This is a genomic window from Pseudoalteromonas translucida KMM 520 (assembly GCF_001465295.1).
Classification (GTDB): Bacteria; Pseudomonadota; Gammaproteobacteria; order Enterobacterales; family Alteromonadaceae; genus Pseudoalteromonas; species Pseudoalteromonas translucida.
Genome location: NZ_CP011034.1, coordinates 2131593 through 2158156, shown reverse-complemented (window position 1 = coordinate 2158156; position 26564 = coordinate 2131593). Strand labels below are relative to the sequence as shown.

Here is a 26564-nt window from a genome sequence, read left to right as displayed (position 1 = left end):
GCGCAATTAAAAGTAGTTAAAGCATGTGCACTAGTCTTTATTTAACCACAGTTTGATCGTGTTATACATTTCGTCTCGTAGTATTGGTTGCGCAGTTTTGTTAGGGTGCAGGTTATCGTTTTGCATTAAGTCGTTTTGCCCAGCGACTTTAAGTACAAAAAAGTCCATAAGGTAAGCGTTTGTATTTTTACTTACTTGTGTAAAACTATCGGTAAACATTTTGCTGTAACGTGGCCCGTAATTAGGGGGAATATAAATTTCCATTAGAGCGCTGGTGGCATCGGCTGCTTGGCTTTTTTTGATTAATTCGGTTAAGTTAGCTTGTAGCTTACTCACCGGAAAACCACGTAAACCGTCGTTTGCGCCCAGCTCAATAAGTACATGAGTTGGTTGATATTGCGCTAGCAAGGCATCTACACGGCGCAGTGCACCACCGGTTGTTTCGCCACTAATACTGGCATTAATAAGTTTGATATTACTTTGCTCAGCATCGTATTTATCTTGTAACAATTGTACCCAGCCTTGTTCTTGTTTAAGTCCGTAGGCTGCGCTTAAACTGTCACCAAGTATTAAAATGGTGTTATTAGCTGCTGCACTTAGTGGCTTAATAACTAAAAATAAAATGAATACAAAACGTAGGATTGAATGAGTCATATGTCAGCGCTTTCTCAATTAAATATAATTCAAGTAAATGGTTTGTCTAAAGTGGTATCTACCTTTGAAGGGGAGTTGCCCATCCTCAGCGACATCAGCTTTAATGTCAAGCATGGCGAATCTGTTGCGGTAGTGGGCACTTCTGGTTCTGGTAAATCTACGTTACTTAGTTTGTTAGCTGGGCTTGATACAGCAAGTGGCGGTGAAATATTTTTAGATGGCGAGCCGCTACATAATCTCGATGAAGAAGCGCGTGCAGGGCTGCGCGCCGCAAAAGTAGGCTTTGTATTTCAGTCGTTTATGTTAGTACAAAGTTTAACAGCGCTGGAAAACGTAATGCTACCCGCTGAACTTGCAGGGGAGCGCGATGCTAAACAGCAAGCACTTACTTTGCTAGAAAAGGTAGGCTTGAGCCATCGCATTGATCATTATCCGTCGCAACTCTCTGGTGGTGAGCAGCAACGCGTTGCTATTGCGCGGGCATTTATTGGCACGCCAAAAATACTGTTTGCCGATGAGCCTTCGGCAAACCTAGACAGTAAAAATGGTAAAATGATTGAGTCGTTATTGTTTGATCTAAATTCGCAGCATGGTACTACGCTTATTTTAGTAACGCATGACGAGGCGCTTGCACAAAAATGCCAGCATATTATTCAAATTGAAGGTGGCCGATTAGTAGAAAACTCAGCAGAGGAAATAGCAAATGTGGGCTAAGTTAGCACTTAAGTTATTTTCGCGGGAGTTTCGCCGTGGTGAGCTTACGGTGATAAGTGCGGCTATAGCACTTGCGGTACTTACCGTGCTTACTTTATCTATGATTACTGAGCGTATTGCACAGAGTATTGCGCAAAAAAGTAGCGCCTTTATTGCCGCCGACCGAGTGCTTGGCAGTAATCACGTAATCGACACTTCTTATATAGTTAAAGCAGAGCAACAAAATTTAAAAACCGCACAAATGCTTTACTTCGACACCATGTTATTTGCCAACGACGAAATGCAATTTAGTTCGGTAAAAGCGGCCTCAAGTGGTTACCCGTTAAAGGGGCAACTTAAGGTTAAGTCGAGCCTAAATGGAGAAACCGAAGTTGCTAACGGCGGACCAACACTTGGCAATGTGTGGCTTAGCGAGTCGGTATTTTATAGTTTAAATATAGATATAGGCGATGTAGTAGAGCTAGGTGCTGCATTATTTAACGTAGAAAAAGTAATTGTAGAAGAGCCCGACGCGCCTTTTAATGTGTTTTCGAGTAGCCGCAGGGTGCTTATAAACATTAACGACGTGGAAAAAACAGAAGTAATACAACCGGGTAGCCGAGTATTTTATCGTCAGCTTTATGCCGGCGATGAAAGCGATATAAATAGTTTTTACGATTGGCTAAAACCACAGCTAAAAGAAAACCAACAATGGTATGGCGTAAAAGATCGCCAATCACCAATATCTAATAGTTTAAATCGTGCAGAAAGCTTTTTGTTGCTAGCAGGTTTACTGGGCATTATTTTAGCCGCAGTGGCAATTGCGGTATCTGCAAAGCGTTATTGTGAACGCCAATACGACCCAGTTGCTATGATGAAAACCTTAGGTGGTAGCCGGGCAATGATCCGCAAAATTTACCTTACACATTTATTAATGGTGTGTTTAATGGCGGTCACTGTGGGTTTATTAATTGGTTATGGTTTACAAGAAATTGCGACACATTATTTAGCAAAAATCATGGGTACAACTTTGCCAATGGCAGGTTTTAAGCCGTGGTTAGTGGCAATTAGCACAGGTGTAATTTGTGCAGTGATGTTTTCTATCAAGCCGTTATTTGATTTATTTGATATTCCGCCACTGCGGGTGCTGCGTCGTAACTTAGGCGATAAACTAGCGGTTAGCCGGGTGCACTTAGCTATGAGTGCATTTACCGTGTTTTTACTGATGTGGTTATTTAGCAATAATATAAAAATTACCCTGATTCTGTTTGCCTCAACGCTTACTTTAATTGGCGTGTTGTTTTTGGTGTCTAAAATTATATTTGGTGGTGGCCGTAAATTGGGCTTAAAGCCCGGTAATAGCTGGTCGCTGGCAATTGCGTCAATTCAAAAACGTGCAAATGTGAATGCAGTCCAGCTGATCAGTTTTTCCCTCGCCATTAAACTATTACTATTTTTAGTGGTACTTAAAAACGACATGATAGCCGACTGGCAGTCGCAGTTACCAGACGATGCTCCAAATGCATTTTTAGTCAATATTACCCAAAACGAACTTGAGCCAATTAATACTTATTTGGCGCAAAAAAACATTCAGGTATCGGAGTTTTACCCCACTATTCGTGGCCGGGTAAATGCGGTAAATGGCGAGCTGGTAGCGCGAGAAGTATCTCTGCAAGACAACGAGAAAAAAGACGAAGAGGCACGCGCCGGTATTGGTCGCGAGCTAAACCTAACCTGGCTTGAAACGCCGCCAGCGCAAAACGAAATAGTGCAAGGGCAGTGGTTTAATAAAAACACATTAGCAGAGGCATCCATTGAGGAGTCTATGCTTGAGCGTTTAGATGTTGAACTTGGCGACACGCTAACGTTTTTAATTGGTGCGCAGTCGTTTGACGCTAAAATTACTAGTGTGCGTAAAGTAAACTGGGCCACCCTTAAGCCAAACTTTTTTATTATTTTAAGTCCTGATGTGCTCAAAGACTTTCCGGCAACCTATATATCGTCGGTACGTATTGAGCCAGATCAAAAACGCGACTTTAGCCAATTGCTGCGCAGCTACCCAACGGTTACTGCTATAGATGTAGGTAACTTTGTTAAACAAATACAATCAACCATAGAGCAAGTGTCACTTGCAATTGGCTTTGTACTTACTATTGTGGTGTTGTGTGGTGCACTGGTATTAATATCGCAAGTGCAAGCAAGCTTAGGCGAGCGCATGCAAGAAATTGTAATACTGCGCACACTTGGTGCAAAAAGCCGGCTTATTAAAAACGCCACTTTATATGAATTTTTATTGCTTGGTGGTTTGGCCGGCTTAGTTGCCGCTTTTTTTAGTGATATTGCGCTATTAATTGTACAGCAGCAGTTATTTGATCTGGCGGGTAAATTACATCCGCATATTTGGCTAATAGGACCGGTGGCGGGTGGAGTGTTTGTAGCAGGGTTAGGCTATTTTATGATTGCTCGCACACTTAAGCAAAACACCCAAGGGCTGGTACGTGCGTTAGGTTAAGTTGCCAATATTTAAGCAAAAGGAAAACGGCCACTAAAGTGGCCGTTTTTGTTTTATTGTTACTGGTAATTTATACAGTGCTCTGGCATTATTAGCCTAATTAACGAATAACAATAATGAGAGTGCTTTTTGGCCATAATTTTAGGGATTGATCCGGGCTCACGCTTAACTGGCTACGGTGTTGTAGCGCATCAGGGATCTAAATTCACTTATTTAGGCAGTGGTTGCATTAAATTAGCGGACCATGAGTTTCATATAAGACTAAAAATGATTTACCAAGGCATTACCCAGCTTATAGAGCAGTTTTCGCCAGAAACCTTCGCGATAGAAAAAGTGTTTATGGCGCACAATCCCGACTCAGCCCTAAAGCTAGGCCAAGCACGTGGTGCTGCTATTGTAGGCGCTGCAATGGCCGACTTACCGGTATTTGAATACTCAGCAAGGCAAATAAAACAAGCCGTAGTAGGCAATGGTGGTGCCGATAAAACCCAAGTGCAGCATATGGTTAAAAATATTTTAAAACTACCTGGTACGCCACAAGCCGATGCCGCCGATGCACTGGCTATTGCTATTTGCCATGCGCACTCAGAACAAAATTTAATAAAACTAGCGGGTAGCGCAAGCAAAACCGTTAGAGGACGTTTAAGGAAATAACTATGATTGGTCGCTTAAATGGTATTTTAGTCGAAAAACAACCTCCCGAAATATTATTAGAGGTAAGCGGTGTTGGCTACGAAGTACAAATGCCAATGACCTGCTTTTACGACTTACCTAAAGTTGGCGAAAATGCCATTGTTTATACTCATTTTGTAGTACGCGAAGATGCACAACTATTGTTTGGCTTTAACAATAAAGTAGAGCGTGCCTTATTTAGAGAGTTATTAAAGGCCAATGGCGTAGGGCCAAAGCTGGGTTTAGCTATTTTGTCGGGTATGTCGGCGCAGCAATTTGTAAGCTGTGTAAATAACGAAGACTCCACAAGCTTAGTTAAATTACCCGGGGTAGGTAAAAAAACCGCCGAGCGGCTAGTACTCGAAATGAAAGACAGATTAAAAAATTGGGGCAACGATTTATTCACTCCTTTCAGCGACAGTGCGGTTATTGAGCCGTTTAGCGACGCGACAATTGCTAATAATGCCGCCGATGATGCTGTGTCGGCTTTAGTGTCGCTAGGTTATAAATTGCCACAAGCGCAAAAAGCAGTAAAATCAGTAAGTAAACCCGATATGTCTACTGAGGTTCTTATTAAAGAATCTTTAAAATCAATGCTGTGAGTAACCTATGATCGAAGCTGATCGCTTAATTGACGCGACTGAAAAACCCAACGAAGACTCTATAGACCGTGCAATTAGGCCAAAACTACTCGCCGATTACCGTGGTCAACCGCATGTTAAACAGCAAATGGAAATTTTTATTGAAGCGGCCCGTAGCCGAGGCGAAGCACTCGATCACCTGCTTATTTTTGGCCCACCAGGTTTGGGTAAAACGACATTAGCTAATATTGTTGCCAACGAGCTGCAGGTAAACATAAAGGCAACCTCAGGGCCAGTACTTGAAAAAGCTGGTGATTTAGCCGCATTGCTAACCAACCTTGAAGAAGGTGATGTGTTATTTATTGATGAAATACACAGGTTGAGCCCACAAGTTGAAGAAATACTCTACCCAGCAATGGAAGACTACCAACTTGATATTATGATAGGTGAAGGCCCAGCAGCACGCTCGATAAAATTAGACTTGCCCTCGTTTACGCTTATTGGCGCAACTACTCGTGCGGGTTCGTTAACATCTCCACTGCGTGATCGCTTTGGTATTGTGCAGCGCTTAGAGTTTTATTCAGTAGAAGACTTATCGTACATAGTAGGGCGATCGGCGCACTTTCTTAATTTAGAAATGTGCGACGAGGGCGCAGTTGAAATAGCTAAACGCTCACGCGGTACCCCCCGAATTGCCAATAGGTTACTACGCCGAGTGCGTGACTACACCCAAGTAAAGTCAGACGGTACAGTAAACGCCGAAGTAGCAGAGCTGGCACTTAATATGATTGATGTAGATAAAAGCGGTTTTGATTATATGGATCGTAAGTACTTACTTGCCATTATAGAAAAATTTATGGGTGGCCCAGTTGGGCTCGATAATATAGCTGCAGCTATTGGCGAGGAAAAAGAGACCATTGAAGACGTAATAGAGCCCTTTTTAATTCAACAGGGCTTTATTCAACGCACACCCCGTGGACGCATAGTGTCAGACAACGCATACCATCACTTTGGTTTACTCCCAAAGCAAGACTAATAAAAAGCTTTACCCAATTTAAAAGCCATTGTGATTAATTAATTGCAATGGCTTTTTAGTGTATGCTTAGCCGTGTTTTATGTGGTTGGTATGCGTACTTAAATTTAGCAATAATTCACGATGGGTTAAGTCAATCGAGGTTATTGTGCCTGCGTTATATTGCTGGTGTTAACCAATAGGTGGCTTGCTGTGGCGCACTAGCTTAGGCCTTATGCAATTGTTATAAACGCTGAAGTTGTGATGTTAACTTAATACCTAGGTATTAATGTTATGAAGATTATTTATGGGCAAAAAAAAGCCCGCAAATAATGCGGGCAAACAACAAGTTGAAGGAAGTAATCTTGGGAACTCTATTTTACTTACTTAGGTTTTATCCTAAAAAAGTAAAACAATGTAATACGATAAAATATCATATTACGAAGAACTGGATGCAATGAAAATTTTCATTTAATGCGTTAGCTCGGTATGAGGTAATAATACCGAAGAGTTGTTTTTTGTTCAAACTAGAAAATTTATAATTTCAGATGAAAAAAACTAATCTGAATGCTTTTTATGAATGTTTAATTGTTGCACGTTAATTAATCGTTAACATTATAACCTTATGAAATTATTTGCTTATATTGTATTTTGCATTAAATTTCGGTATTAGTTTTACTATTACGTTAAAGTAAACCTTAGGTTGTTTTGCGTGCTTATGCTTATATTTTGAATAAACAGCTAATTTAACTGAGTATTACCTTTATAATAACGCATTAATAAACACTAATATTAATTACGCAATTATAATAAACGGGTTATTTTACGGTTTAATAAAAATAATAGAATTTTTTAACGTTTTTTGTTGTCTATTCATAGCAAGATCGTTGTAAGCGGGAAATACACTATATACACTAGCTACAACTTTAGACGCTTACCCTTTGTAGTTCAGGTGTAAGGTCATATTATCCAAATAAATCAATTTGATGTATTTTTAATTTTTTAGGAGTTTAACGTGGGATCAGGGCTTAATTTTTTAGATCTAATTCTAGAAGCAAGTTTGCTTGTGCAACTAGTGATGCTAGCGTTAGTAGCGATGTCGGTAATGTCGTGGGCTATTATTTTTCAGCGTAAAAAAGCAATCTCAGACGCTTTAAACAATGCCAAAAAATTTGAACAAAAGTTTTGGTCTGGTATTGATTTAAGTAAGCTGTATAGCGAAATTTCATCACGTAGTGGGCAATCAAAAGGTATAGAAGCGTTATTTACCGCTGGCTTTAAAGAGTTTGCACGTCATAAAAAAAATACATTTCAAAGTGCTGGCATTGTTATGGAAGGCACGCATCGCTCTATGCGAGTGGCGCTTTCGCGTGAAGTAGAAAAGTTAGAATCAAGTTTATCATTTTTAGCAACAGTGGGCTCAATTAGCCCTTATATAGGCTTGTTTGGGACAGTGTGGGGCATAATGAATGCCTTTATTGCACTGGGCGAAGTTAAGCAAGCTACGCTACAAATGGTAGCACCAGGTATTGCTGAGGCGTTGATTGCCACTGCAATGGGGTTATTTGCAGCTATTCCAGCCGTTATTGCCTACAACCGTTTTGCTAATAAAGTTGAAAAACTAGAAACGCATTATATTAACTTTATGGAAGAGTTTGCTAATATCCTACACCGTCAAGCAGCTACTCAAATAGAGGCCCAAGCGAATGTATCAGCGTAAAAAGCGCCGTCCGGTCGCAGAAATTAATGTAGTGCCTTACATTGATGTAATGTTGGTACTACTAATTATATTTATGGCTACAGCACCACTCATTACTCACGGTGTTAAAGTTGACTTGCCAAAAATGGAAGAGTCAGACTTAGTTGACACCAAAGATACACCACCTATTATTGCCTCTATTGATGCAGATGGCCGATACTATGTAAGCGTTGGCACCGACCCTGAAGAGCCAATGGAAGCGCTAGATGTAGCTGCCGTAATTAAGTTACAGCTGATGAAAAACCCAGATGTACCCGTAATGATAAAAGGCTCGGGCAAAGTGTCATATCAAGAAGTATTACTATTAATGGACTTTTTAAAAAGAGCAGGCGTGCCATCGGTAGGGTTAATGACCGAATCCTTTGAGGGGACGAAGTAGCCTTATGCAGACACCATTAATAAAATCAGTACTTTTACATGTGGCATTAGGTGGTTTTTTGTATGCCACCGCAAACATTCATCCACCAGCGCCTAAGGTAATGGAAGTTACGCTTAATTCGGCTATTCCCGATGTAGACAAAGCGGTGTCTGCGGTAACGGTTGATCAAAAGCAGGTTGAGCAAAAAATTGCGCAACTTAGAAAAAAAGAAGACGATCAAAAGCGAGCTGAAGACAAACGTATTCGCGATTTAGAGCGCAGAGCTAGTAATGCGCGTAAAGAGCGAGAATCAGAAGCGCGACAAATTAAAAAGTTAGAGCAAGAGCGTAAAGCCAAAGAGAAAGAAACGGCAGAGGCGCAAGCGCAAGCTAAAAAAGCACGTGCTATAGAGCAGCAGGAACGCGCTAAAGCAAAGCAAGCCGAAAAGCAAAAGCAAGAGTCTGAAAACGCAGCTAAGGCTGCCGCTGATAAACGCAAAGCTGAGGAAGACGCGCTTAAAAAAGCACAAGCTGATCGCAAAAAACGCGAAGAAGAAGCCGAACGCAAGCGTGAGCAAGCAATGCAAGAGCAAATGTTACAAGAGCAACTTGCTAAAGAGCAGGCTGCTCGCAGTAAAATACGCCAACAACAGGTAGTGAGTGAAGTAGATAAGTACCGCGCATTAATAATGGCACGTATACAGCAGAACTTACTTATTGACGAAAAAATGAAAAATCAGCAGTGCCGAGTTAACATTCGTTTAGGCTTTAATGGCTTAGTAACGCAAGTTACCTCATTAGGCGGCGATAGATTAGTGTGTGAAGCTGCATTAAGAGCGGTGCGTATGGCCGACACATTACCAGTATCAAAAGATAAAGACGTATTCGACCAACTTAAGAATATAAATTTAACAATCAAGCCAGAATTTTAAAGGAATGATATGTTCAACAAAGTAAAAGTAGCCTGTTTAATTTTATTATTGGGTTTTCAGGGCGTTGCAAATGCAGCACTGGAAATTGTAATAACAGAGGGTATAGATGGTGCACGGCCAATTGCTATTGTGCCATTTAAGTATCAAGGTGTTGGCCCTATTCCGCAAAAAATCAGTGACGTTATTGCTGCAGATTTAATGCGCAGTGGTAAATTTAAACCTGTAGATGTAGCACAAATGCCGCAACAGCCAAGTAAAGATAGTGATATTAACTATGCGTCTTGGGTTAACAAAGGCGTAGAGGCAATATTAGTTGGCGAAGTTGAGCAGCAATCTAATGGCCGCTACTTGGTACGTTATGAGCTGGTTGATGTTATTCGTGGGCAAATTACCGGTGGTCAAACGCAAATGATGACTAACGGTAAATTAATTAAAAACCAAGACCATATTTTAGAAGCACGTGAAAGTATTATTAGCGACACCGGCTTTCGTCGTTATTCGCACCGTATAAGTGATGTGATTTACGAAAAATTAACCGGTGAAAAGGGCGCATTTTTAACTAAAATAGCCTATGTTATAGTACGCGATAATGACGACAGACCTTATCAACTGGTGGTTTCTGACTATGATGGCTTTAATGAGCAAGTATTACTACGCTCTAAAGAGCCGTTAATGTCGCCAGCATGGTCGCCCGATGGCACTAAGTTAGCCTATGTAACGTTTGAAAATCGTCAGAGCCAAATTTACATTCAAGACCTATACTCAGGTAAACGTGAATTAGTTACTAGTTATCCTGGTATTAATGGTGCACCGCAGTTTTCGCCAGATGGTAAAAAGTTACTGTTAGTACTTTCAAAAGATAAAACCGGTGCAACCGAAGTTTACTTACTAGACTTAATAACACGCAAAGAAACGCGTCTTACTCGTCATCGCAGTATAGATACAGAGCCATCGTGGTATCCTAATGGCCAAGATATTGTATTTACATCTGAAAGGGGTGGTAATGCCCAGATTTATAAGTTAAATTTAAAAACTGGCAGAACACAAAGATTAAGCTTTGACGGTGATATGAACCTAGCAGGTTCAATAACACCCGATGGCAAAGAATTAGTGATGGTTAACCGTACCAACGGGCAGTACCATCTTGCTAAAAAAGAGCTGGCAACAGGTGCGTTTCAAGTATTAACACGAACTCGCCTTGATGAATCACCGAGTATAGCGCCAAATGGCTCGATGATTATATATAGCACGCTTCATAATAATAAACAGGTACTTGCGCTGGTATCGATGGACGGTCGCTTTAAAGCACGGTTACCTGTGCTAGACGGACAAGTAAAGGCGCCAGCTTGGTCGCCATATTTACAGTAATAATTGCTGGTTTACTCAAAATAGGAATCTACTCAATGCAACTTAATAAAATACTTAAAGGCCTGCTAATTGCTGTGCCAGTAATGGCTTTAGCAGCTTGTAGCTCATCTTCAGATATAGATGAAGGCGCAGCTAACCAATCAAATCAGGGTATGGTTGAGCAATCAACAAATACTGATACAGTTGAAGTAGCGACAATTTCGCCAGAGCAACGTGCAGAAGAGCAACTTCGTCAAAAATACGAAGCACTTCGTCAAGAGCAAGTAATTTACTTTGATTTTGATAAAGCGACAGTTGAAGGCAAGTACGCTGATTTATTACGCGCACACGCTGAGTTTTTAGTTCAAAACTCATCTGTTAAAGTACTTATTGAAGGCCACGCAGATGAGCGCGGTACGCCAGAGTACAATATTGCACTAGGTGAGCACCGTGGCCAAGCAGTTGAAAAATACCTACAAAGTTTAGGTGTTTCTGCAAGCCAAATGTCAGTGGTAAGCTACGGTGAAGAGAAGCCTATGGTTAAATCTCGCACTGAATCAGCTTTCGCTAAAAACCGCCGTGCGGTACTAGTTTACTAAGATAAGAGATATTATGAAGCCGAAAATTATTTTGGCAGCCATGATATTGAGCGGGAGCACCCAGTTAATGGCTGCTCCCGCTCCTGTTTCAGAAGCTGCAAGTTCACAATCGAGTATTGAAAAGCGTTTAGCGTCGTTAGAGAACATGATGCAACAACGTAACTTTTTACAAGTTGAGTTACAGCAACAGCTTAATTTATTGCAAGATGAAGTAAGCCAAATTCGTGGTGTAACCGAAGAGCAAAGTTATAAGCTAGAAAAAGTGTTGCAGCGTCAGCGCGAGCTTTATCAAGAAATTGAAAACCGCGTAAGCCAAGCTTATAGTCAGCCGGCTGCCACAGCGCCTGCAGTTGATTACACGCAAGCTAGCGATACTCAGACATACAGTGCCGATTTATCTGAAAACGAAGCATACGAGCGTGCTGTTGCGTTAATAATGAAAGATAAACGCTATGATCAGGCGATCCCAGAGTTTCAAACTTTTTTAACTACCTACCCAAATTCTGTGTACGCATCAAATGCACATTATTGGCTTGGGCAGTTGCTCACGATAAAAAATAACCCAGTTAAAGCAACGGAGCATTTTAAAGTGGTGGTTAATGAATTTCCAAATTCAAATAAGCGCCCAGATGCCATGTTAAAGTTAGGCACTTTACTACAAGAGCAAAATTTAGCAGCTGAAGCGCAAAAAATACTGAATGATTTAATTAATCAGTATCCAAGTACCACTGCTGCAAAATTGGCCACAAAGCGCTTATAAAATTAATACAAGAGGCTTGATTAGGCTGCTTTTTGTCATAAGCGGTCTAAAATTGTTCAGCTAAGCATAAAAACTTAAAAAAAGAGACAATTTCGGTTGCACTCATTTTATAAATAAGTATTATAAGCGCCCGCAGCAAACGAATGGTTACCCCACTCGAAATGCGACAAAAATAGAGCGGGTCATTAGCTCAGTTGGTAGAGCAGTTGACTTTTAATCAATTGGTCGATGGTTCAAATCCATCATGACCCACCATTATATTTATAGTAATAATGGTCTATTATCGGCGGATTTACGTAAGCTTAATTAATTATTAAATTAAGCACCCAGAGCGGGGCATTAGCTCAGTTGGTAGAGCAGTTGACTTTTAATCAATTGGTCGATGGTTCAAATCCATCATGCCCCACCATTCTTTATATACTAAAGAATGGCTGGAATCGGCGGATTTACGCAAGCTTAATTAAATTAAGTGCATAGAGCGGGGCATTAGCTCAGTTGGTAGAGCAGTTGACTTTTAATCAATTGGTCGATGGTTCAAATCCATCATGCCCCACCATTCTATGAGCAGTGAAAGTTAAGTATTAGTCGGCGGATTTACGCAAGTAACTAAACAGCAAGGTTTGCTAGTTAGTTATCAGAGCGGGGCATTAGCTCAGTTGGTAGAGCAGTTGACTTTTAATCAATTGGTCGATGGTTCAAATCCATCATGCCCCACCATTCTTTACATAATTAAGAATGGCTGGAATCGGCGGATTTACGCAAGCTTAATTAAATTAAGTGCATAGAGCGGGGCATTAGCTCAGTTGGTAGAGCAGTTGACTTTTAATCAATTGGTCGATGGTTCAAATCCATCATGCCCCACCATTCTATGAGCAGTGAAAGTAAAGTATTAGTCGGCGGATTTACGCAATCAACTAACTAGCAGCCTTGCTGATTAGTTATCAAAGTGGGGCATTAGCTCAGTTGGTAGAGCAGTTGACTTTTAATCAATTGGTCGATGGTTCAAATCCATCATGCCCCACCATTCTATGAGCAGTGAAAGTAAAGTATTAGTCGGCGGATTTACGCAATCAACTAACTAGCAGCCTTGCTGATTAGTTATCAAAGTGGGGCATTAGCTCAGTTGGTAGAGCAGTTGACTTTTAATCAATTGGTCGATGGTTCAAATCCATCATGCCCCACCATTCTATGAGCAGTGAAAGTAAAGTATTAGTCGGCGGATTTACGCAATCAACTAACTAGCAGCCTTGCTGATTAGTTATCAAAGTGGGGCATTAGCTCAGTTGGTAGAGCAGTTGACTTTTAATCAATTGGTCGATGGTTCAAATCCATCATGCCCCACCATTCTATGAGCAGTGAAAGTAAAGTATTAGTCGGCGGATTTACGCAATCAACTAACTAGCAGCCTTGCTGATTAGTTATCAAAGTGGGGCATTAGCTCAGTTGGTAGAGCAGTTGACTTTTAATCAATTGGTCGATGGTTCAAATCCATCATGCCCCACCACTTTCTAGATAATCCCTTCTTAATAGCGTCTTTTTAAAACTTCAACTTTTTATTTATTAAACACCTTGTGCAGATAGCTGTTATTTAGTTTTATATTCTCGTATAATTCATCGTAATTAATGCAATATAGATGAAGTGGTCGAGAACATGAGTCTAGCTCAAACTATTATGCCTGAAGGCTATATTTTCCCTCCTAAGCCAGCACCGTTAACACAAAACGAACAAGGCGAATACAAAGCACGTATAAAGCAACTACTGCAAGAAAAAAATGCCGTATTAGTTGCCCATTACTATACCGATCCTGAAATACAAGCACTTGCTGAAGAAACCGGCGGCTGCGTTGCCGACTCGCTAGAAATGGCGCGTTTTGGTACCCGCCATGATGCCGATATGATCATTGTAGCGGGTGTACGTTTTATGGGTGAAACTGCAAAAATATTAACGCCTAACAAAACCGTGGTTATGCCAACGCTCGAAGCGACTTGTTCGTTAGACATAGGTTGCCCGGTAGATGAATTTTCAGCGTTTTGCGATCAACACCCCGACCGCACAGTAGTCGTGTATGCAAATACCTCTACCGCAGTAAAAGCGCGTGCAGATTGGATTGTAACCTCATCGTGTGCACTGGAAATTGTTGAGCACTTAGATGAACTAGGTGAAAAAATAATTTGGGGCCCAGATAAGCACCTAGGTAGCTATATTCAAAAGAATACCGGCGCAGATATGATCATGTGGAATGGTGCATGTATCGTTCATGACGAGTTTAAAACGAAAGCTCTAAAAGATATGAAAGCGCTGCATCCCGATGCAGGCGTACTAGTACACCCAGAGTCGCCAGAGGAAATTGTTGCCCTTGCTGATGCGGTTGGTTCAACCAGCCAGTTAATCAAAGCAGCGCAAACAATGAGCAACAAAAAGTTTATTGTAGCTACTGACCGCGGTATTTTTTATAAAATGCAGCAACTATGCCCAGATAAAGAATTCTTTGCTGCTCCAACAGCCGGTGAAGGCGCTTCATGTAAAACATGTGCGCATTGCCCTTGGATGGCAATGAACGGCTTAAAAGCGATTGAAGAAGCTCTGATAGACCCTAAAGGTAAAGAAGTGTTTGTTGACATGGACTTACGCGAAGGCGCACTTAAATCACTTAACCGCATGCTCGACTTTACCGCCACAATGGCAAAGTAAAATTAACGAACATTAAAAACGCACGTTAAGTTAGCGCTTAAAAAACGGTTATGCCACCCGCATAGCCGCTTTTTGTGCGCAAAATAAAAAATATGAATGATAAGTGAGCAGTTAAAAGCTCAAGACTAAAAATGCCTTGCACCTATGGCAGCTATTTCATACTATAGCGCGCTTGTTGCACTACCTAGTATGTAGCAACGCCGTGGAGGGATGGCTGAGTGGCTGAAGGCGCACGCCTGGAAAGTGTGTTTAGGTTAATCCCTAACGAGGGTTCGAATCCCTCTCCCTCCACCATTATTCAATATCAGGACGTCTTATGACGTCCTTTTTTGTGCCTACAACAAAGTAAAATCAATAACTTAGCGTATCACCTCGTCCCATGCTGTTTCACCCAAGCGCAGATTTTTAGCATACCTGGTAGTATACCCAGGAAATTACAAAACCAACTTATCGATAGCGAGTCTGTTTAGTACGTTTACTAACTTTTGTTTTTCGATGGGTTTAGAAAGGTAGCCATCAAACAGTTGCTTGTAGAGTTGCTTTTGCTCGCTAAGCACATTGGCTGTTAGCGCTATAATAATTTGCTCGCTGTTAATTTTTTTAATGTGTTTACACGCTTGCATACCATCCATTTTAGGCATTTGAATATCCATTAATATTAAATCGGGCAGTAGTGATTCATATAATTCAATTGCTTCTAATCCATTGTTAGCTATAACAATGTTTGCGTTGCTTGGTTTTATCATAGCGCTAGCAACAAGTTGATTAATGGGGTTGTCTTCAGCTATTAAAATTGTTTTATTGGTTAAGTCAGGCAAAACAAGGCTTTTAGCATCAACATTGCTTGGTTTTATGTTTGCCTTTTTAAGTGGTAAGTAAACTGTAAATTGACTGCCTACTCCTAATTGACTGGTTACTTTAACTTCGCCGTTCATTAAGCTTATTAACGACTTAGTAATTGGCAGGCCAAGGCCAGTGCCTCCAAACTCACGAGTAGTTGATTTCTCAGCCTGTTCAAAGCGTTCAAATAAACGGGGGATATCTTGTTCTGGAATACCAATGCCAGTGTCTAAAATAACAAAGCACACTTTATTGTCATCAGTGACACTTATTTCAACGCTAACGCCACCCTCGCGAGTGAATTTAATTGCATTGGAGATTAAATTAAGAAAAACCTGCCTTATTCTCACCGCATCGCCGCGCCAATATTTATGTTTAAGATGGGAGTTAAAGCGTAAATAAATGCCTTTTTCAGTTGCCGGAATAGCTAAATCTGATTCTAAATGATGAATTAATTCCTCAAACTCAAAAGTGCTATTATCAAGTAACAGTTTACCAGCTTCAATTTTAGAAAAATCAAGAATATCGTTAATAATAGTGATTAGCGCTTTGGTTGAATACAGTGCTTTGTCTAAATAATTTTTGCTTACATCACTCAGTGGCTGTTCTTGCAGTAATTGTAAGGTACCAAATAAACCATTCATAGGAGTGCGAATTTCATGGCTCATATTAGCCAAAAATTCGGACTTAGCATCAGATGCTTGCTCTGCTAATTCTTTTGCTTGGGCTAGTGCCTGCTCGTGGACTATTTGCTGGGTTAAATCATAAGATATACCTAAAAAGCCAACAACCTCACCGACATCGCTGAGTAGCGAGGTAACACTTAAATTTACTTGCGTGTGCTTATCGTTACTTGCAACGTAGGTCCATTGGTTTATATCAGGCTCAGTGGCGGTGGCTTTTATTGAAAACACCTCAAAGCCTGGTTCTACATGTTTATTAAGCTCTACAGAGAGCTGTTTAGCTTTTGCAACTACCTCATCTTCTAAGTGAAAAATAGCCGGAGTTTTAAGGCCAATAACTTGGCTGGCTGTGTAGCCTAATAACTTTTCAGCAGCGGGGTTAAATGCGGTAATGACCCCATTTTTATCGGTAGCAATAATTGTGTAGCTAGCGCTGTGTAAAATGCTGCGTTGCAAGGTGCTTATATCGGCAATTTGCTGGGTGCGCAATTTAACCTCGGTTTCTAACTTAGAATTAGCATGCTCGAGTGCAAGTTCATGTTTTTTTGCCATAGCTATTTTAATTTTTGTTTGTTGGCCTTTGCGATAAAAAAACAACTGTAAAGCGAGCACCAATAACATCACCAGAAAGATTATTAATATATTATTGAGTAACGTTTGATAGGTGCTGGGTAAATTAAGGCTTTTAATAAAAGTATGTGAGCCAGTAAGGGCTATTTTCCAGGTGCGGCCCATCACATCGGTGGTGGTAGACGCTATAAATGATGAACTATCATTTTTATTGCCGTAATTAAAAAAAGTGAGTTCAGCGTTGCTATTTAAATCCGTAATGGTTAAATAATTATCATCAAGCTGAGAAAGTGACTTTAAAATATTGTCAATCAAAAGAGGGGAGTATGTCCAGCCAACCAGTTTTTCAATGCGCTGAGATTGGGTTGTAGGTGCAGCAATACTATTATAAACAGGTAGTAAAATTAAAAAACCTTGCTGCGTTTTCTTATCGGCTTGCACCAAAGTGATGGGGCCTGACAGTTGCGCTCGGTTATATAAAGCAGCGTCTAATGCAGCCTCTCGGCGCATGTTACCAGAGCCAATATCAAGGCCAATTGCTGAAATGTTGTTTTTTTCAGGAAAAAGATATTGAATAACAAACTTTGCTTCGTTATGCGCCGACAATACGCTTATATTAAAGTTGTGATCGGGACGATCGTTTCTTGCTGTGTTTATAAAGTCATTAACATCATTAGGATACACGCGTTTAATATAGCCAATACCACTCGCCCCAGGAAACTCCAACGCATAGTCACGGCTATTCGAATAGTTTGCTATTGCTTGGTGGTTTAAATGATTTATACCTACGCCATGGATAAAGCCTCTTAGCGAGCTCAGCCCATACTTATAAAGATCCAGCCTATTACTAATACCAGTCGATAAAAAAGTGAGTCGTGTATTTAATGCATCCGCTATTTTTTCGTCGAGCTGTTTTTGATATTGAATATGCTGAGAATAACTAAAAAACATACCCACGATCAGCAGTATTATCTGGATAGCAACTTGCAATACCAGCCCTTTATTGGCTCTGTGGGTTACGCCCATTAAAATGCCCTTATATTAAGTAAATGTATCAATAAAAATGTAGTCAATTAAATATAACACTTATTTCACAACAGTTTACAGAAATATTAAGCCGTCATCAGAGGGAGTACTTTAGAGCGTTGATTAGCGTCTTCTAAATATTGATAGGCTAATCCATAATACTCATTTTGGGTCGCCATACTCGTCATAAAATGAAACTACTCGAGTTGGATCATATTCACTATGCTGCGATCTACTTGCCACATTCATCACGCTTAAATGCACCGCATTGCCTTCGCTAAATCAGCGTGGCAGATGAAAGCTTGAAGTGTTAGTAGTGATTGCATGTTGCATAGCATGAATAAGCTCATGCATCACTATTTCTTCACATTATTAGACTGATATACAGAGGGGGCACCAATATTAATACCCGCTATCTGGCGCTCACCCCAGTCTTAGGGTGGTATTCCCCGTATCAACGGGGCTGAACCGCCTGTATTCCGATAAAGTATCAATTTAAAAACTCAGCAGTTAGTTATAAGCCTAAAAGTTTTTTCTGGCAATAAAAAAGCCAGCGGGTTAATCCAACTGGCTTTAAAGTCTTATTATTTAACCGTAGTTAATACTATTAACGGCGTACGTCTTTTGGTGCGCCACCTTCAGGCCAATCGTTTGCTTTAGCGGCAAATTCTGGGCGTGCTAGGTGGCTAAAGTAAAAGGCTATATCAACGGCTTCTTGGTCAGTTAAAATACCTTCTTGGCCAAGTGGCATGTTGCCTTTTATAAATGCAGCGGCGGTATAGGTACGTGCCATGCCTGCGCCGTCGTTAAATGAGTTGTCGCCTGCTACTGCCGGGAACATGTAAGTGCCATTAGGGTACAAGCCTTTGGCGTCCATTTGATGGCAGCTTGCACAGTGCTGTGCATACAGTGCTTTACCATTTTCTGCGTTTGGCTCTAGGTCTTTGTTAATTGCTACAAAACCATTATTACCTTTTAAGTCATCTTTCGTTTTTATATCTTGCGATAAAAAGTTCATGTAGCTGACCATAGCTTGCATTTGTGTAGAGTCGGTTATTAATGGTTGGCCGTTCATTGAGCGTTGAAAACAGCCATTAATACGATCTTCAATAGTGTTTATTTTAGCATTGCGGCTACGAAACTTAGGATAAACTACGTTCATACCTACATAAGGGGCTGCGTTAGCTACGCGGCCTTCGTTTAGGTGGCAAGAGCTACAATTTAGTTTGTTATTAACGTTTTCAGGTAATTGGCGGTAGGTATCAATAACTAATAAACGCCCGTAACGAATTAAATCAGATTCAGGGCTATTATCTAAATCGTTAATATTAGGCGTTGATAACGTATTTGGGTGGCTTGCTGATAAGTTAGTAATTACCGGTGCATTAGCGAGTGCTTTTTGTATATCTGATTGTGGTTCTGCTACTGTTTTTACAGTAACGCTAGCTGTATTTTGGCTGGCTACTTTTTCAACTGCAGTGGTTTTAGCGGGTGTTTGTTTAGTTGGTTTAGGTGCTGGCTCAGAGCAAGCAAATAGCGCTAAGGTAGCGCTTAAAATAATAATATGACGGAGTTTAAACATAATTTGACCCTAGGGTATAAAAGTGTGTGGATTATACGCCTGAAAAACCATTTTCCTATTGCTTTAAATCGTTTTGCCGACGTTATTTAGCTAAAAGTTAGCTATTAAAAAAACTATAATTAATTGTATTTAATAATATAGTTAATAATTATTTAAAATGTATATTTTATTTTAATTTATAGGGCGTGTTAGCCATCAATAGTTACAATATTATGCTATTTAGCGGCGATTTAATTGGGCGAAATTTATAGCTTATTGATATTAAAATAGAATTAAATAAAGGCTGTAATTACAAAGAGCCTATGTAAAACAGTAAAGCCATTATTGTGAGTATGGCTTTACTGTTTAGAGGGAAAGGCGCTTAATATTTTTTCTTTGGCATTTTTAGTTGTGTATCAAACTCATCCGGAAACAGTATTGTACCATCGTCATCTTCGGTTGGAAAAACGGCAATGAGTAAGTCGTCTTCCTCTAATCCTGGTGTCCAGCGGCTTAACCAGTCTTGTGTAGGAATGGCTTTTGGGGTGCAACCTTCCCATTCACCAGTGGCCCATGCTTGTGCAAACTCGCGAGTTGGCCATACGGGTACGCAGTCGTCATCTTCGTTGGTGAGCATAACGCAGCCATCGTCATCGTTTAAAATCCATACTTGTTTAAATTGCTGCGTGGTTTCGAACATAAAAGCGAGTCGTTTTTTGGCACCAAGGCCTAAAATTACGTCGTGTTGTTCTGTGTTATTTGCTGTAGTCATAATTTGCTTACTCTAAGTTTTTGGCTTGGGTATTAAGTGTAAGTATATCGAGTTATATGACAGTGTGGTGAAAAGTTATTATTTAATTTACCGCATATAGATCTAATTTACGGCTCTGTAAGTATAAGTTTTATTATTAATTTGAGCGACCATTCAAAAATACCCTTGAATGTTTATCAAATGGCCGCATTTACACACCATACTTGCTATTTAGGTTGAGCATTTAGTGCTTAGCTATTCCCACACAAAGGATCCACAATGTCGATTGATTTACTTGTCCCGTATAAATTAAACAGCACTATTGAACTTAAAAACCGTATATTAATGGCGCCATTAACGCGCAGTATGGCTGATGATAACCTAGTGCCAACCCAAGCTATGGTTGACTACTACGCGCGCCGTGCAGATACAGGGTTAATTATTAGCGAAGCGACAATTATTCGCCCAGACGGGCAAGGTTATCCTAATACGCCGGGTTTATTTACCAGTGAGCAAATTCAGGGCTGGAAAAAAGTAACCGACGCAGTACATACCAATGGCGGCAAAATATTTGCCCAGCTTTGGCATGTTGGCCGTGTTGCTCACCCACACTTTTTTGATGGCGATGTACTTGCGCCATCAGCAATTGGTGTAGAAGGGACTGTTCCGCGCATGCGTGAGCTTACTTACATTACGCCAAAAGCGGCAACCACAGATGATATTAAAAGCTTAGTAGCCGATTACGCAAAAGCAGCCGAAAACGCAATAGAAGCAGGTTTCGATGGCATAGAAATTCACGGTGCTAACGGTTATTTAATTGACCAATTTTTACATTATGCAGCAAATGAGCGCAATGATGAATACGGCCAAACACCTGAGAACATGGCGCGTTTTGCGCTTGAAGTAACCGATGCTGTTATTGCTGCCGTTGGAAGCGAACGTACCGCTATTCGTGTAACGCCGGGTGCTTATTTTAATATGACCGAGGATAGCCGTGATAAAGCCGTATTTGATTATTTGTTAGCTGAGCTTGAAAAGCGAGACTTAGCCTATTTACATGGTGGAATTTTTGACGACAGCATGCGTTTTGACTCGCTTGAAGGCAAAAATACCTCTGAATTTTTACGCGCGGGCTACAAAGGTACGTTAGTAGGTGTGGGTAGTTATAGTTTTGAAACTGCAAAAGAGGCGATTAACGACGCTAAGTTTGACTTAATTGCCATTGGTCGCCCACTTATTGCAAACCCAGATTACATAAGCAAAATTAGTAATAACCAGCCGCTGGTAGAATACAATGCCGATATGCTTAGCGAGCTGGTGTAACTCTTAGGGTCTGTTGATCTTTCAAGGTTAAATTTGCAGCAGCGTGTTTGGTATTTAGGCAAGGCAGAGCCTATGTGATGTGGTTATTCCCCCATAAATAGGCGATAACGTAGCATCAATGCCAAACATGCGCTGCCCGAAGGGTTCTGCCTAGGGGCGATTGACTCTTTGTTGCCTACATGGATGTAGGTAATGGGCGTGAGCAGGACGCGGAAGCTTTGCTCGGTTTTTACTTAGCCCAAGCCCACTAGGTTACAAACCTTCGCGCCGTGATTAAATCGCCCCTAGTTTGAACAAATTTTAATCCGCAAAGGTCAACAGACCCTAGTTTTATAATTATTTAAAACGATTTTTAAGACAACCCATAAGCTTGCTTTTGGGTTGTCTTTTTTTGTACATATTCCTGCTATAAATCTTCCATATTTGTTTAACCATTATGTCAATTAAGTTCATCTTAGTTGTCATGTTTAAAACTTATACTGCTCCCGTTTTCATAATAATTAATTTTTAATAATTAAAACTAAACGGGACAACAATGTACGCTTTAAAAAACAAATCGCTTTTGAGCATGGCTATAGCCATGGCTGTATCAACATCTGTTTATGCAAACGACAAGACTATAGAGGAAATAACCGTAGTCGCTAAGCCTACCAGCTATGCTAACAACGTTATTGAGCCTGCAATGCTTGAGCAACAAAGTTCGGTAGCAAGTATATTGTCGGTGATTGATAATTTACCGGGTATTAGCATAAACGAAGGTGATGCATTTGGTGGTGACGATTGGTCTACCACAATTACAATGCGTGGTTTTAGTATTGACGGTAACCAACAGCAATTAGGGATGACAGTAGATGGCATACCCAATGGTGGCTCTAATTACGGTGGCGGTGCTAAAGCTAACCGTTTTCTGGACAGCGAAAACCTGGCTACAGTTGAAGTAGGCCAAGGTACGTCTGATATTAAATCGGCATCGCTGGAAGCGCTAGGCGGTACATTTAATTTTGTAAGTAAAGATCCCAGCCTCGAAAAAGGCACTACGTTTGCCTATACATCGGGCAGCCACGACGCCTCGCGTTATTATATTAAGCACGAAACAGGCACTGTTTTTGATAATACCCAAGCATACGTAAGCTACTCGCAAACCGACACTAGCCGTTGGATTGGCTCGGGAAGTAATGGCGGTAAAGACAACCAACATGCTGAGCTTAAGTTTGTATCTAATTTTAACGATTTAACCCTAACCGGACGCTTATCTTACGACGATGTTAGCGAAACTAACTACAACAGCGTGAGTATTGAGCAATTTGAGCAAACACCCAATTGGGATCAATTAACGTGGAACTGGACAGGGGTTCCGCACTTTGATCAAATGTTTGCCGAAGGTTGGGGCACGCTGCGTGAAAACACCTTAGGTTATTTAAAATTTGAATATGCAATTTCGCCCACATCACTATTAACGATTAGCCCTTATTATCATAAAAACTCGGGGCGTGGTGACTGGATCCCACCTTATTTAACAACCCCAGTAGATGAAAACGGCGAGCCAACAACACAAGGCGGTACTAATGCTGGCTCGTATGGCTTTGCTGATAGCGAGGGTAACCCGCTTGCACCTAACCCAGGTTGTACAGCAAGCTTAAATTGGCCGTGGGAGTCGGGGCCTGGTTTAAATCCGGCGTGTTACGACGATACAGCAACGCCCGTTATGTCTTATCGTCATACTCATTACAAAAAAGATCGTTTAGGCGTAACCGCTAACTACCAAGCAACGTTTGGTGATCACGATATTGAGGCTGGTTTTTGGTATGAGCAAAGCGAGCGAGAAGAGTCGCGTGATTGGCACAAAGTAATTGATGCACGTATTTTTCATCATTTTGAAAACACCCCTTACTGGACTCAGTACAAAAATACCTTTGATACAGATACGTTCAAATGGTACATCCAAGACTCTATTAACTTAGGCGATTTAACCTTAAATATTGGCGCTAAACAGTATTTAGTTGAGTTACAAAAGTACGACCACTTTGCTAACGAAAGCTCTGATAAAGTAGACAGCGACTCTGATGTGTTATTTAGTGGTGGCGCGCTGTATCAGTTAAATAACGATACCGAATTATTTGCAAGTTACAGCGAAAACTTTGCTGCAATTAAAGACGGAGTGCTAGAGCGCGACAGTTCAACACTGACTGAAATAGAACCAGAAACAGCAAAAAACATTGATTTTGGGGTACGCTACCAAGCCGATAAATTAACGCTAAGCGCAACGGCCTACAGCGTTAAGTTTGATAACCGCATTACCTTTATTGCACCTGGCAGTGATTCAGGCGGAATTGACTACACTATTGGCACTAATGGGTCATACATAAATGTAGGGGGCATCGATTCTAAGGGGCTAGAGCTTTCTGCAAGTTATATGCTCACACCAAGTTGGAGTGTTTATTCGTCGTATACCAATAGCAGCTCTGAATATTCGTCTGATGATCCAAATGCATATGACTCACAAGGTGTATTACTACAAGATAACGATGGCAACACTGCAGCGCCGAGCTTTAAAAAAGGCGATAGTTTAATAGATACATCGGAAGATTTATTTGTTGTATCTACCGATTACTTTAGTGACGGCTTTCGTGTTGGTTTGTCGGCTAAATACACAGGTGAGCGTTTAGGTGCATGGCAAGACGAAGACACGCGAGCACGCAATAAAGTAGATGGCTACACGGTACTCGACTTTAATGCCGGTTACTCTACCGATGTAGATGCAGGGCCATTTAAAGCCATTGATCTCTCGTTCGTGGTTTATAACATAACTGATAAAAGCTACCTCGCAGGTGGCACAGGTAATGGGGCTACTTACTTTATTGGTGCGCCTCGTACTGCTGCGGTTACCTTTACTGCAGATTTTTAAGTCGTAATGTAAATTATTTTAAGCCCATTATTAATGGGCTTTTTGTTATAAAAATAGGCCGATAACAATATGAAAACGATTTTAAAAGTAAGTGCATTTAGTTTAATTGCCCTAGCAAGCGACTTTGCAGCGGCAGTACAAAAAACGACACAAAATGTCGTGTTGGTAACGCTTGACGGTGTGCGCTGGCAAGAGGTGTTTAGTGGTGCAGATAAAAATCTTATTAATAATTCCGATTTTGTTAAGAAACCAGAGCAGCTAAATACAGAGTTTTGGCATAACAGCCCTGCAAAACGCCAACAACTGCTGATGCCGTTTATTACCCAGATTGTGGCTAAGCAAGGGGTAATAATGGGTAATAGAGAGCAGGGCTCTAATATGTCGGTAAGTAACCCGTGGTATTTTTCGTATCCCGGTTATAACGAAATACTTAGCGGTGAGGTGGATGAAGGTATTAATAGTAACAATAAAATTCCTAACCCAAATCACACTATATTAGAGCGTTTGGAGCGCCAACCCGCATTTAAAAATAATACCGCCTTATTTGGTAGTTGGGATGTATTTCCTGCAATACTTAATACAGAGCGCAGTAAGGTATATGTTAACGCCGGATTTATGCCAATTGAGGAGGATTTATTTGAAAATGCGCCACTTTTAAATGCCATGCAAAATGAAATTCCGAGCCCTTGGAGCAATGTACGATTAGACAGTTTTACTTATCGGTTTGCTAAGGCGTATATGTTAGCTAAGAAGCCAAAATTATTAGTAATAAGTTTAGGGGAGACCGATGACTTTGCCCACGATGGTGACTACCACGCGTATTTAAAGTCGGCAAAACAAAGTGATGCATTTATAGCTGATTTATGGAATACCATTCAAACAACACCGGGGTATAAAAATAACACCACCCTCATTATTACCACAGATCATGGCCGTGGTAGTAACGCAAGCGACTGGCAACATCACAGTTCAAAACGCGCCTTAGCAGCACTGCATTTAGGCGAAAATAAGTTTCCCGAAGGAATTATAGGCTCCGAACATATTTGGCTTGCCGCTATTGGCCCTGCCATAAAAGGCCAAGGCTTAGTTAAAACAACTACTGAGCTTAAACAAACGCAAATTGCCGCAACAGTGTTAAAGGCGCTTGGGCAAAACCCAAAGCAAATAAATGCCAATATGGCACCGGCTATTAATGAGATTTTAAAATGAAAATAATAACCGCGGTAGTATTAACCAACTTGCTTGTTAGCTTTAGTGCTTTGAGTGCTCCCTCTAAAATATTATTTGGCTCGTGCGGGCATCAAGATAAAAACATCCCTATATTCGATGCCATAAACAAAGAGCAGAGCGATTTATTTATATTTTTAGGTGACAATATTTATGGCGATACCAATAATATGAGCGTACTTGCCGATAAATATCAGCGCTTAGGGGCAAAGCCCGGTTTTAAAATACTAAAAGCGCAAACGCCTATTATAGCTATGTGGGATGACCACGATTATGGCCAAAACGATGCCGGTAAAAAGTATCCGCATAAAGAAGAGTCGCGGCAAATTATGCTCGATTTTTGGCAAGAACCTGCAAACTCACCACGACGCACTCGCCCCGATGGTATTTATACCTCGTATATGTATGGTGAAGGTGAGCAAATTGTGCAGGTGATTATGCCAGATTTGCGCTGGAACCGAGATGCGCTAAACACAGTAAGTAAGTTGGAGTACGCCACTAAGCGTAAACTAAATAATCAAGGTCCGTATAGCTCAAGTAATGTTAAAGACGCGTCAATGCTTGGTGAGGCGCAGTGGCAATGGCTTGAACAAGAGCTTAAAAAGCCCGCGGCTATAAAGCTTATTGCCTCAAGCTTACAGCTACTTCCCGATTTTACTGGATGGGAGTCGTGGGCTAACTTTCCCGAGGATAGAAAGCGTTTATTTGCGCTGATCAAAAAGCATAAAGTAAATGGCGTAGTTATTATTAGCGGCGATACCCACTGGGGCGAAATTTCACAGTATAAGCACAACCTTGACTACCCACTAATAGAAATGACCAGCTCTGGCCTAACCGAAAAATGGAAAGACGTAAGCCCTAACATACACCGAGTAGGGGATTTTACCCACCAAGTTAATTACGGCGATTTAAGCATAGACTGGCAGCAAGCCGACCCGTCAATTTCATTACAGCTCAAAGATATTGATGGTAAAGCAATAATGCAAAGTCAGTTTAAACTCTCAAGCATTAGCCCTTATTAATAATTGCCCTTATAAAACGCACAGTAGATAGCATCACTACTGTGCGTATAAAATTTAACTAACCCGCTGATTTATTAAAGCCAATT

Annotated in this window: 20 protein-coding genes and 10 tRNA genes; 26 read left to right on the top strand and 4 right to left on the bottom strand. The window is 40.8% G+C overall.

The window, feature by feature from the left end:
• Window positions 1–30: 30 nt before the first annotated feature.
• Window positions 31–654: an arylesterase gene (locus tag PTRA_RS10005; protein ID WP_058373673.1), complete on the bottom strand. Its 624-nt coding sequence runs from the start codon at window positions 652–654 to the stop codon at window positions 31–33.
• Between PTRA_RS10005 and PTRA_RS10000 the strand changes: the two genes are divergently transcribed.
• The 22 genes from PTRA_RS10000 (at window position 655) to PTRA_RS09895 (ending at window position 14864) form a co-directional block, all read left to right on the top strand.
• Window positions 655–1368, top strand: coding sequence for an ABC transporter ATP-binding protein (locus PTRA_RS10000; RefSeq protein WP_058374581.1), 714 nt, complete (start codon window positions 655–657; stop codon window positions 1366–1368).
• A complete protein-coding gene (locus PTRA_RS09995; protein ID WP_058373672.1) occupies window positions 1358–3859 on the top strand; it encodes an ABC transporter permease in 2502 nt (833 codons plus the stop codon). Before PTRA_RS10000 ends, PTRA_RS09995 begins: the two co-directional genes overlap by 11 nt.
• A gap of 129 nt (window positions 3860–3988) precedes the next feature.
• Entirely contained in the window at window positions 3989–4513 is a 525-nt protein-coding gene (gene ruvC / locus PTRA_RS09990; RefSeq protein WP_011328549.1) for a crossover junction endodeoxyribonuclease RuvC, read from the top strand.
• Between the two features lie 2 nt (window positions 4514–4515).
• Window positions 4516–5133, top strand: coding sequence for a Holliday junction branch migration protein RuvA (ruvA, locus tag PTRA_RS09985; RefSeq protein ID WP_058373671.1), 618 nt, complete (start codon window positions 4516–4518; stop codon window positions 5131–5133).
• Window positions 5134–5140: 7 nt separating this feature from the next.
• On the top strand, window positions 5141–6148 hold the full coding sequence (ruvB, locus tag PTRA_RS09980; protein WP_058373670.1) for a Holliday junction branch migration DNA helicase RuvB: 1008 nt from the start codon (window positions 5141–5143) through the stop codon (window positions 6146–6148).
• Between the two features lie 991 nt (window positions 6149–7139).
• Window positions 7140–7844, top strand: a complete 705-nt coding sequence (tolQ, locus tag PTRA_RS09975; protein WP_058373669.1) for a protein TolQ — start codon at window positions 7140–7142, stop codon at window positions 7842–7844.
• Window positions 7831–8262: a protein TolR gene (gene tolR, locus PTRA_RS09970; RefSeq protein WP_041454479.1), complete on the top strand. Its 432-nt coding sequence runs from the start codon at window positions 7831–7833 to the stop codon at window positions 8260–8262. The genes tolQ and tolR overlap by 14 nt, the downstream gene beginning before the upstream one ends.
• A 4-nt stretch (window positions 8263–8266) precedes the next feature.
• On the top strand, window positions 8267–9172 hold the full coding sequence (tolA, locus tag PTRA_RS09965) for a cell envelope integrity protein TolA (RefSeq protein ID WP_058373668.1): 906 nt from the start codon (window positions 8267–8269) through the stop codon (window positions 9170–9172).
• 9 nt (window positions 9173–9181) lie between these two features.
• Window positions 9182–10540, top strand: a complete 1359-nt coding sequence (gene tolB, locus PTRA_RS09960; RefSeq protein WP_058373667.1) for a Tol-Pal system beta propeller repeat protein TolB — start codon at window positions 9182–9184, stop codon at window positions 10538–10540.
• 35 nt (window positions 10541–10575) lie between these two features.
• Complete coding sequence (pal, locus tag PTRA_RS09955) at window positions 10576–11118, top strand: peptidoglycan-associated lipoprotein Pal (RefSeq protein WP_011328542.1); 543 nt, start codon at window positions 10576–10578, stop codon at window positions 11116–11118.
• Between the two features lie 13 nt (window positions 11119–11131).
• A complete protein-coding gene (ybgF, locus tag PTRA_RS09950; protein ID WP_058373666.1) occupies window positions 11132–11878 on the top strand; it encodes a tol-pal system protein YbgF in 747 nt (248 codons plus the stop codon).
• Window positions 11879–12057: 179 nt separating this feature from the next.
• Window positions 12058–12133, top strand: a tRNA-Lys gene (locus PTRA_RS09945).
• A gap of 78 nt (window positions 12134–12211) precedes the next feature.
• Window positions 12212–12287 (top strand) — tRNA-Lys (locus tag PTRA_RS09940).
• Between the two features lie 71 nt (window positions 12288–12358).
• Window positions 12359–12434, top strand: a tRNA-Lys gene (locus PTRA_RS09935).
• Between the two features lie 85 nt (window positions 12435–12519).
• A tRNA-Lys gene (locus tag PTRA_RS09930) sits at window positions 12520–12595 on the top strand.
• A gap of 71 nt (window positions 12596–12666) precedes the next feature.
• A tRNA-Lys gene (locus PTRA_RS09925) sits at window positions 12667–12742 on the top strand.
• Window positions 12743–12826: 84 nt separating this feature from the next.
• A tRNA-Lys gene (locus PTRA_RS09920) sits at window positions 12827–12902 on the top strand.
• 84 nt (window positions 12903–12986) lie between these two features.
• Window positions 12987–13062, top strand: a tRNA-Lys gene (locus tag PTRA_RS09915).
• A gap of 84 nt (window positions 13063–13146) precedes the next feature.
• Window positions 13147–13222: transfer RNA gene (locus PTRA_RS09910), tRNA-Lys, on the top strand.
• 84 nt (window positions 13223–13306) lie between these two features.
• Window positions 13307–13382, top strand: a tRNA-Lys gene (locus PTRA_RS09905).
• Between the two features lie 147 nt (window positions 13383–13529).
• Window positions 13530–14570, top strand: a complete 1041-nt coding sequence (gene nadA / locus PTRA_RS09900) for a quinolinate synthase NadA (RefSeq protein ID WP_058373665.1) — start codon at window positions 13530–13532, stop codon at window positions 14568–14570.
• Window positions 14571–14774: 204 nt separating this feature from the next.
• Window positions 14775–14864: transfer RNA gene (locus PTRA_RS09895), tRNA-Ser, on the top strand.
• Window positions 14865–15004: 140 nt separating this feature from the next.
• Here PTRA_RS09895 and PTRA_RS09890 read toward each other — a convergent pair.
• The 3 genes from PTRA_RS09890 to PTRA_RS09880 all read right to left on the bottom strand — a co-directional run bounded on the left by PTRA_RS09890 (window position 15005) and on the right by PTRA_RS09880 (window position 20022).
• The gene (locus PTRA_RS09890; RefSeq protein ID WP_058373664.1) at window positions 15005–17689 is read right to left on the bottom strand and encodes a CHASE domain-containing protein; all 2685 of its coding nucleotides are present in this window, start codon (window positions 17687–17689) and stop codon (window positions 15005–15007) included.
• A gap of 607 nt (window positions 17690–18296) precedes the next feature.
• The gene (locus tag PTRA_RS09885) at window positions 18297–19271 is read right to left on the bottom strand and encodes a c-type cytochrome (protein ID WP_058373663.1); all 975 of its coding nucleotides are present in this window, start codon (window positions 19269–19271) and stop codon (window positions 18297–18299) included.
• A 361-nt stretch (window positions 19272–19632) separates the two neighbouring features.
• Window positions 19633–20022, bottom strand: a complete 390-nt coding sequence (locus PTRA_RS09880) for a DUF2750 domain-containing protein (protein ID WP_058373662.1) — start codon at window positions 20020–20022, stop codon at window positions 19633–19635.
• A gap of 258 nt (window positions 20023–20280) precedes the next feature.
• Here PTRA_RS09880 and PTRA_RS09875 point away from each other — a divergent pair, with 258 nt between their 5' ends.
• From PTRA_RS09875 to PTRA_RS09860, 4 genes are all read left to right on the top strand, one after another.
• Window positions 20281–21324: an alkene reductase gene (locus PTRA_RS09875; protein ID WP_058373661.1), complete on the top strand. Its 1044-nt coding sequence runs from the start codon at window positions 20281–20283 to the stop codon at window positions 21322–21324.
• A gap of 535 nt (window positions 21325–21859) precedes the next feature.
• Window positions 21860–24229 carry a TonB-dependent receptor domain-containing protein gene (locus PTRA_RS09870; RefSeq protein ID WP_058373660.1) on the top strand — a complete coding sequence of 790 codons (2370 nt, stop codon included), beginning with the start codon at window positions 21860–21862 and terminating at the stop codon, window positions 24227–24229.
• 69 nt (window positions 24230–24298) lie between these two features.
• Window positions 24299–25438 (top strand): alkaline phosphatase family protein, encoded by a 1140-nt coding sequence (locus PTRA_RS09865; RefSeq protein WP_058373659.1) that lies wholly within the window; start codon window positions 24299–24301, stop codon window positions 25436–25438.
• Window positions 25435–26478, top strand: a complete 1044-nt coding sequence (locus PTRA_RS09860) for an alkaline phosphatase D family protein (protein WP_058373658.1) — start codon at window positions 25435–25437, stop codon at window positions 26476–26478. The genes PTRA_RS09865 and PTRA_RS09860 overlap by 4 nt, the downstream gene beginning before the upstream one ends.
• Window positions 26479–26564 lie beyond the last annotated feature (86 nt).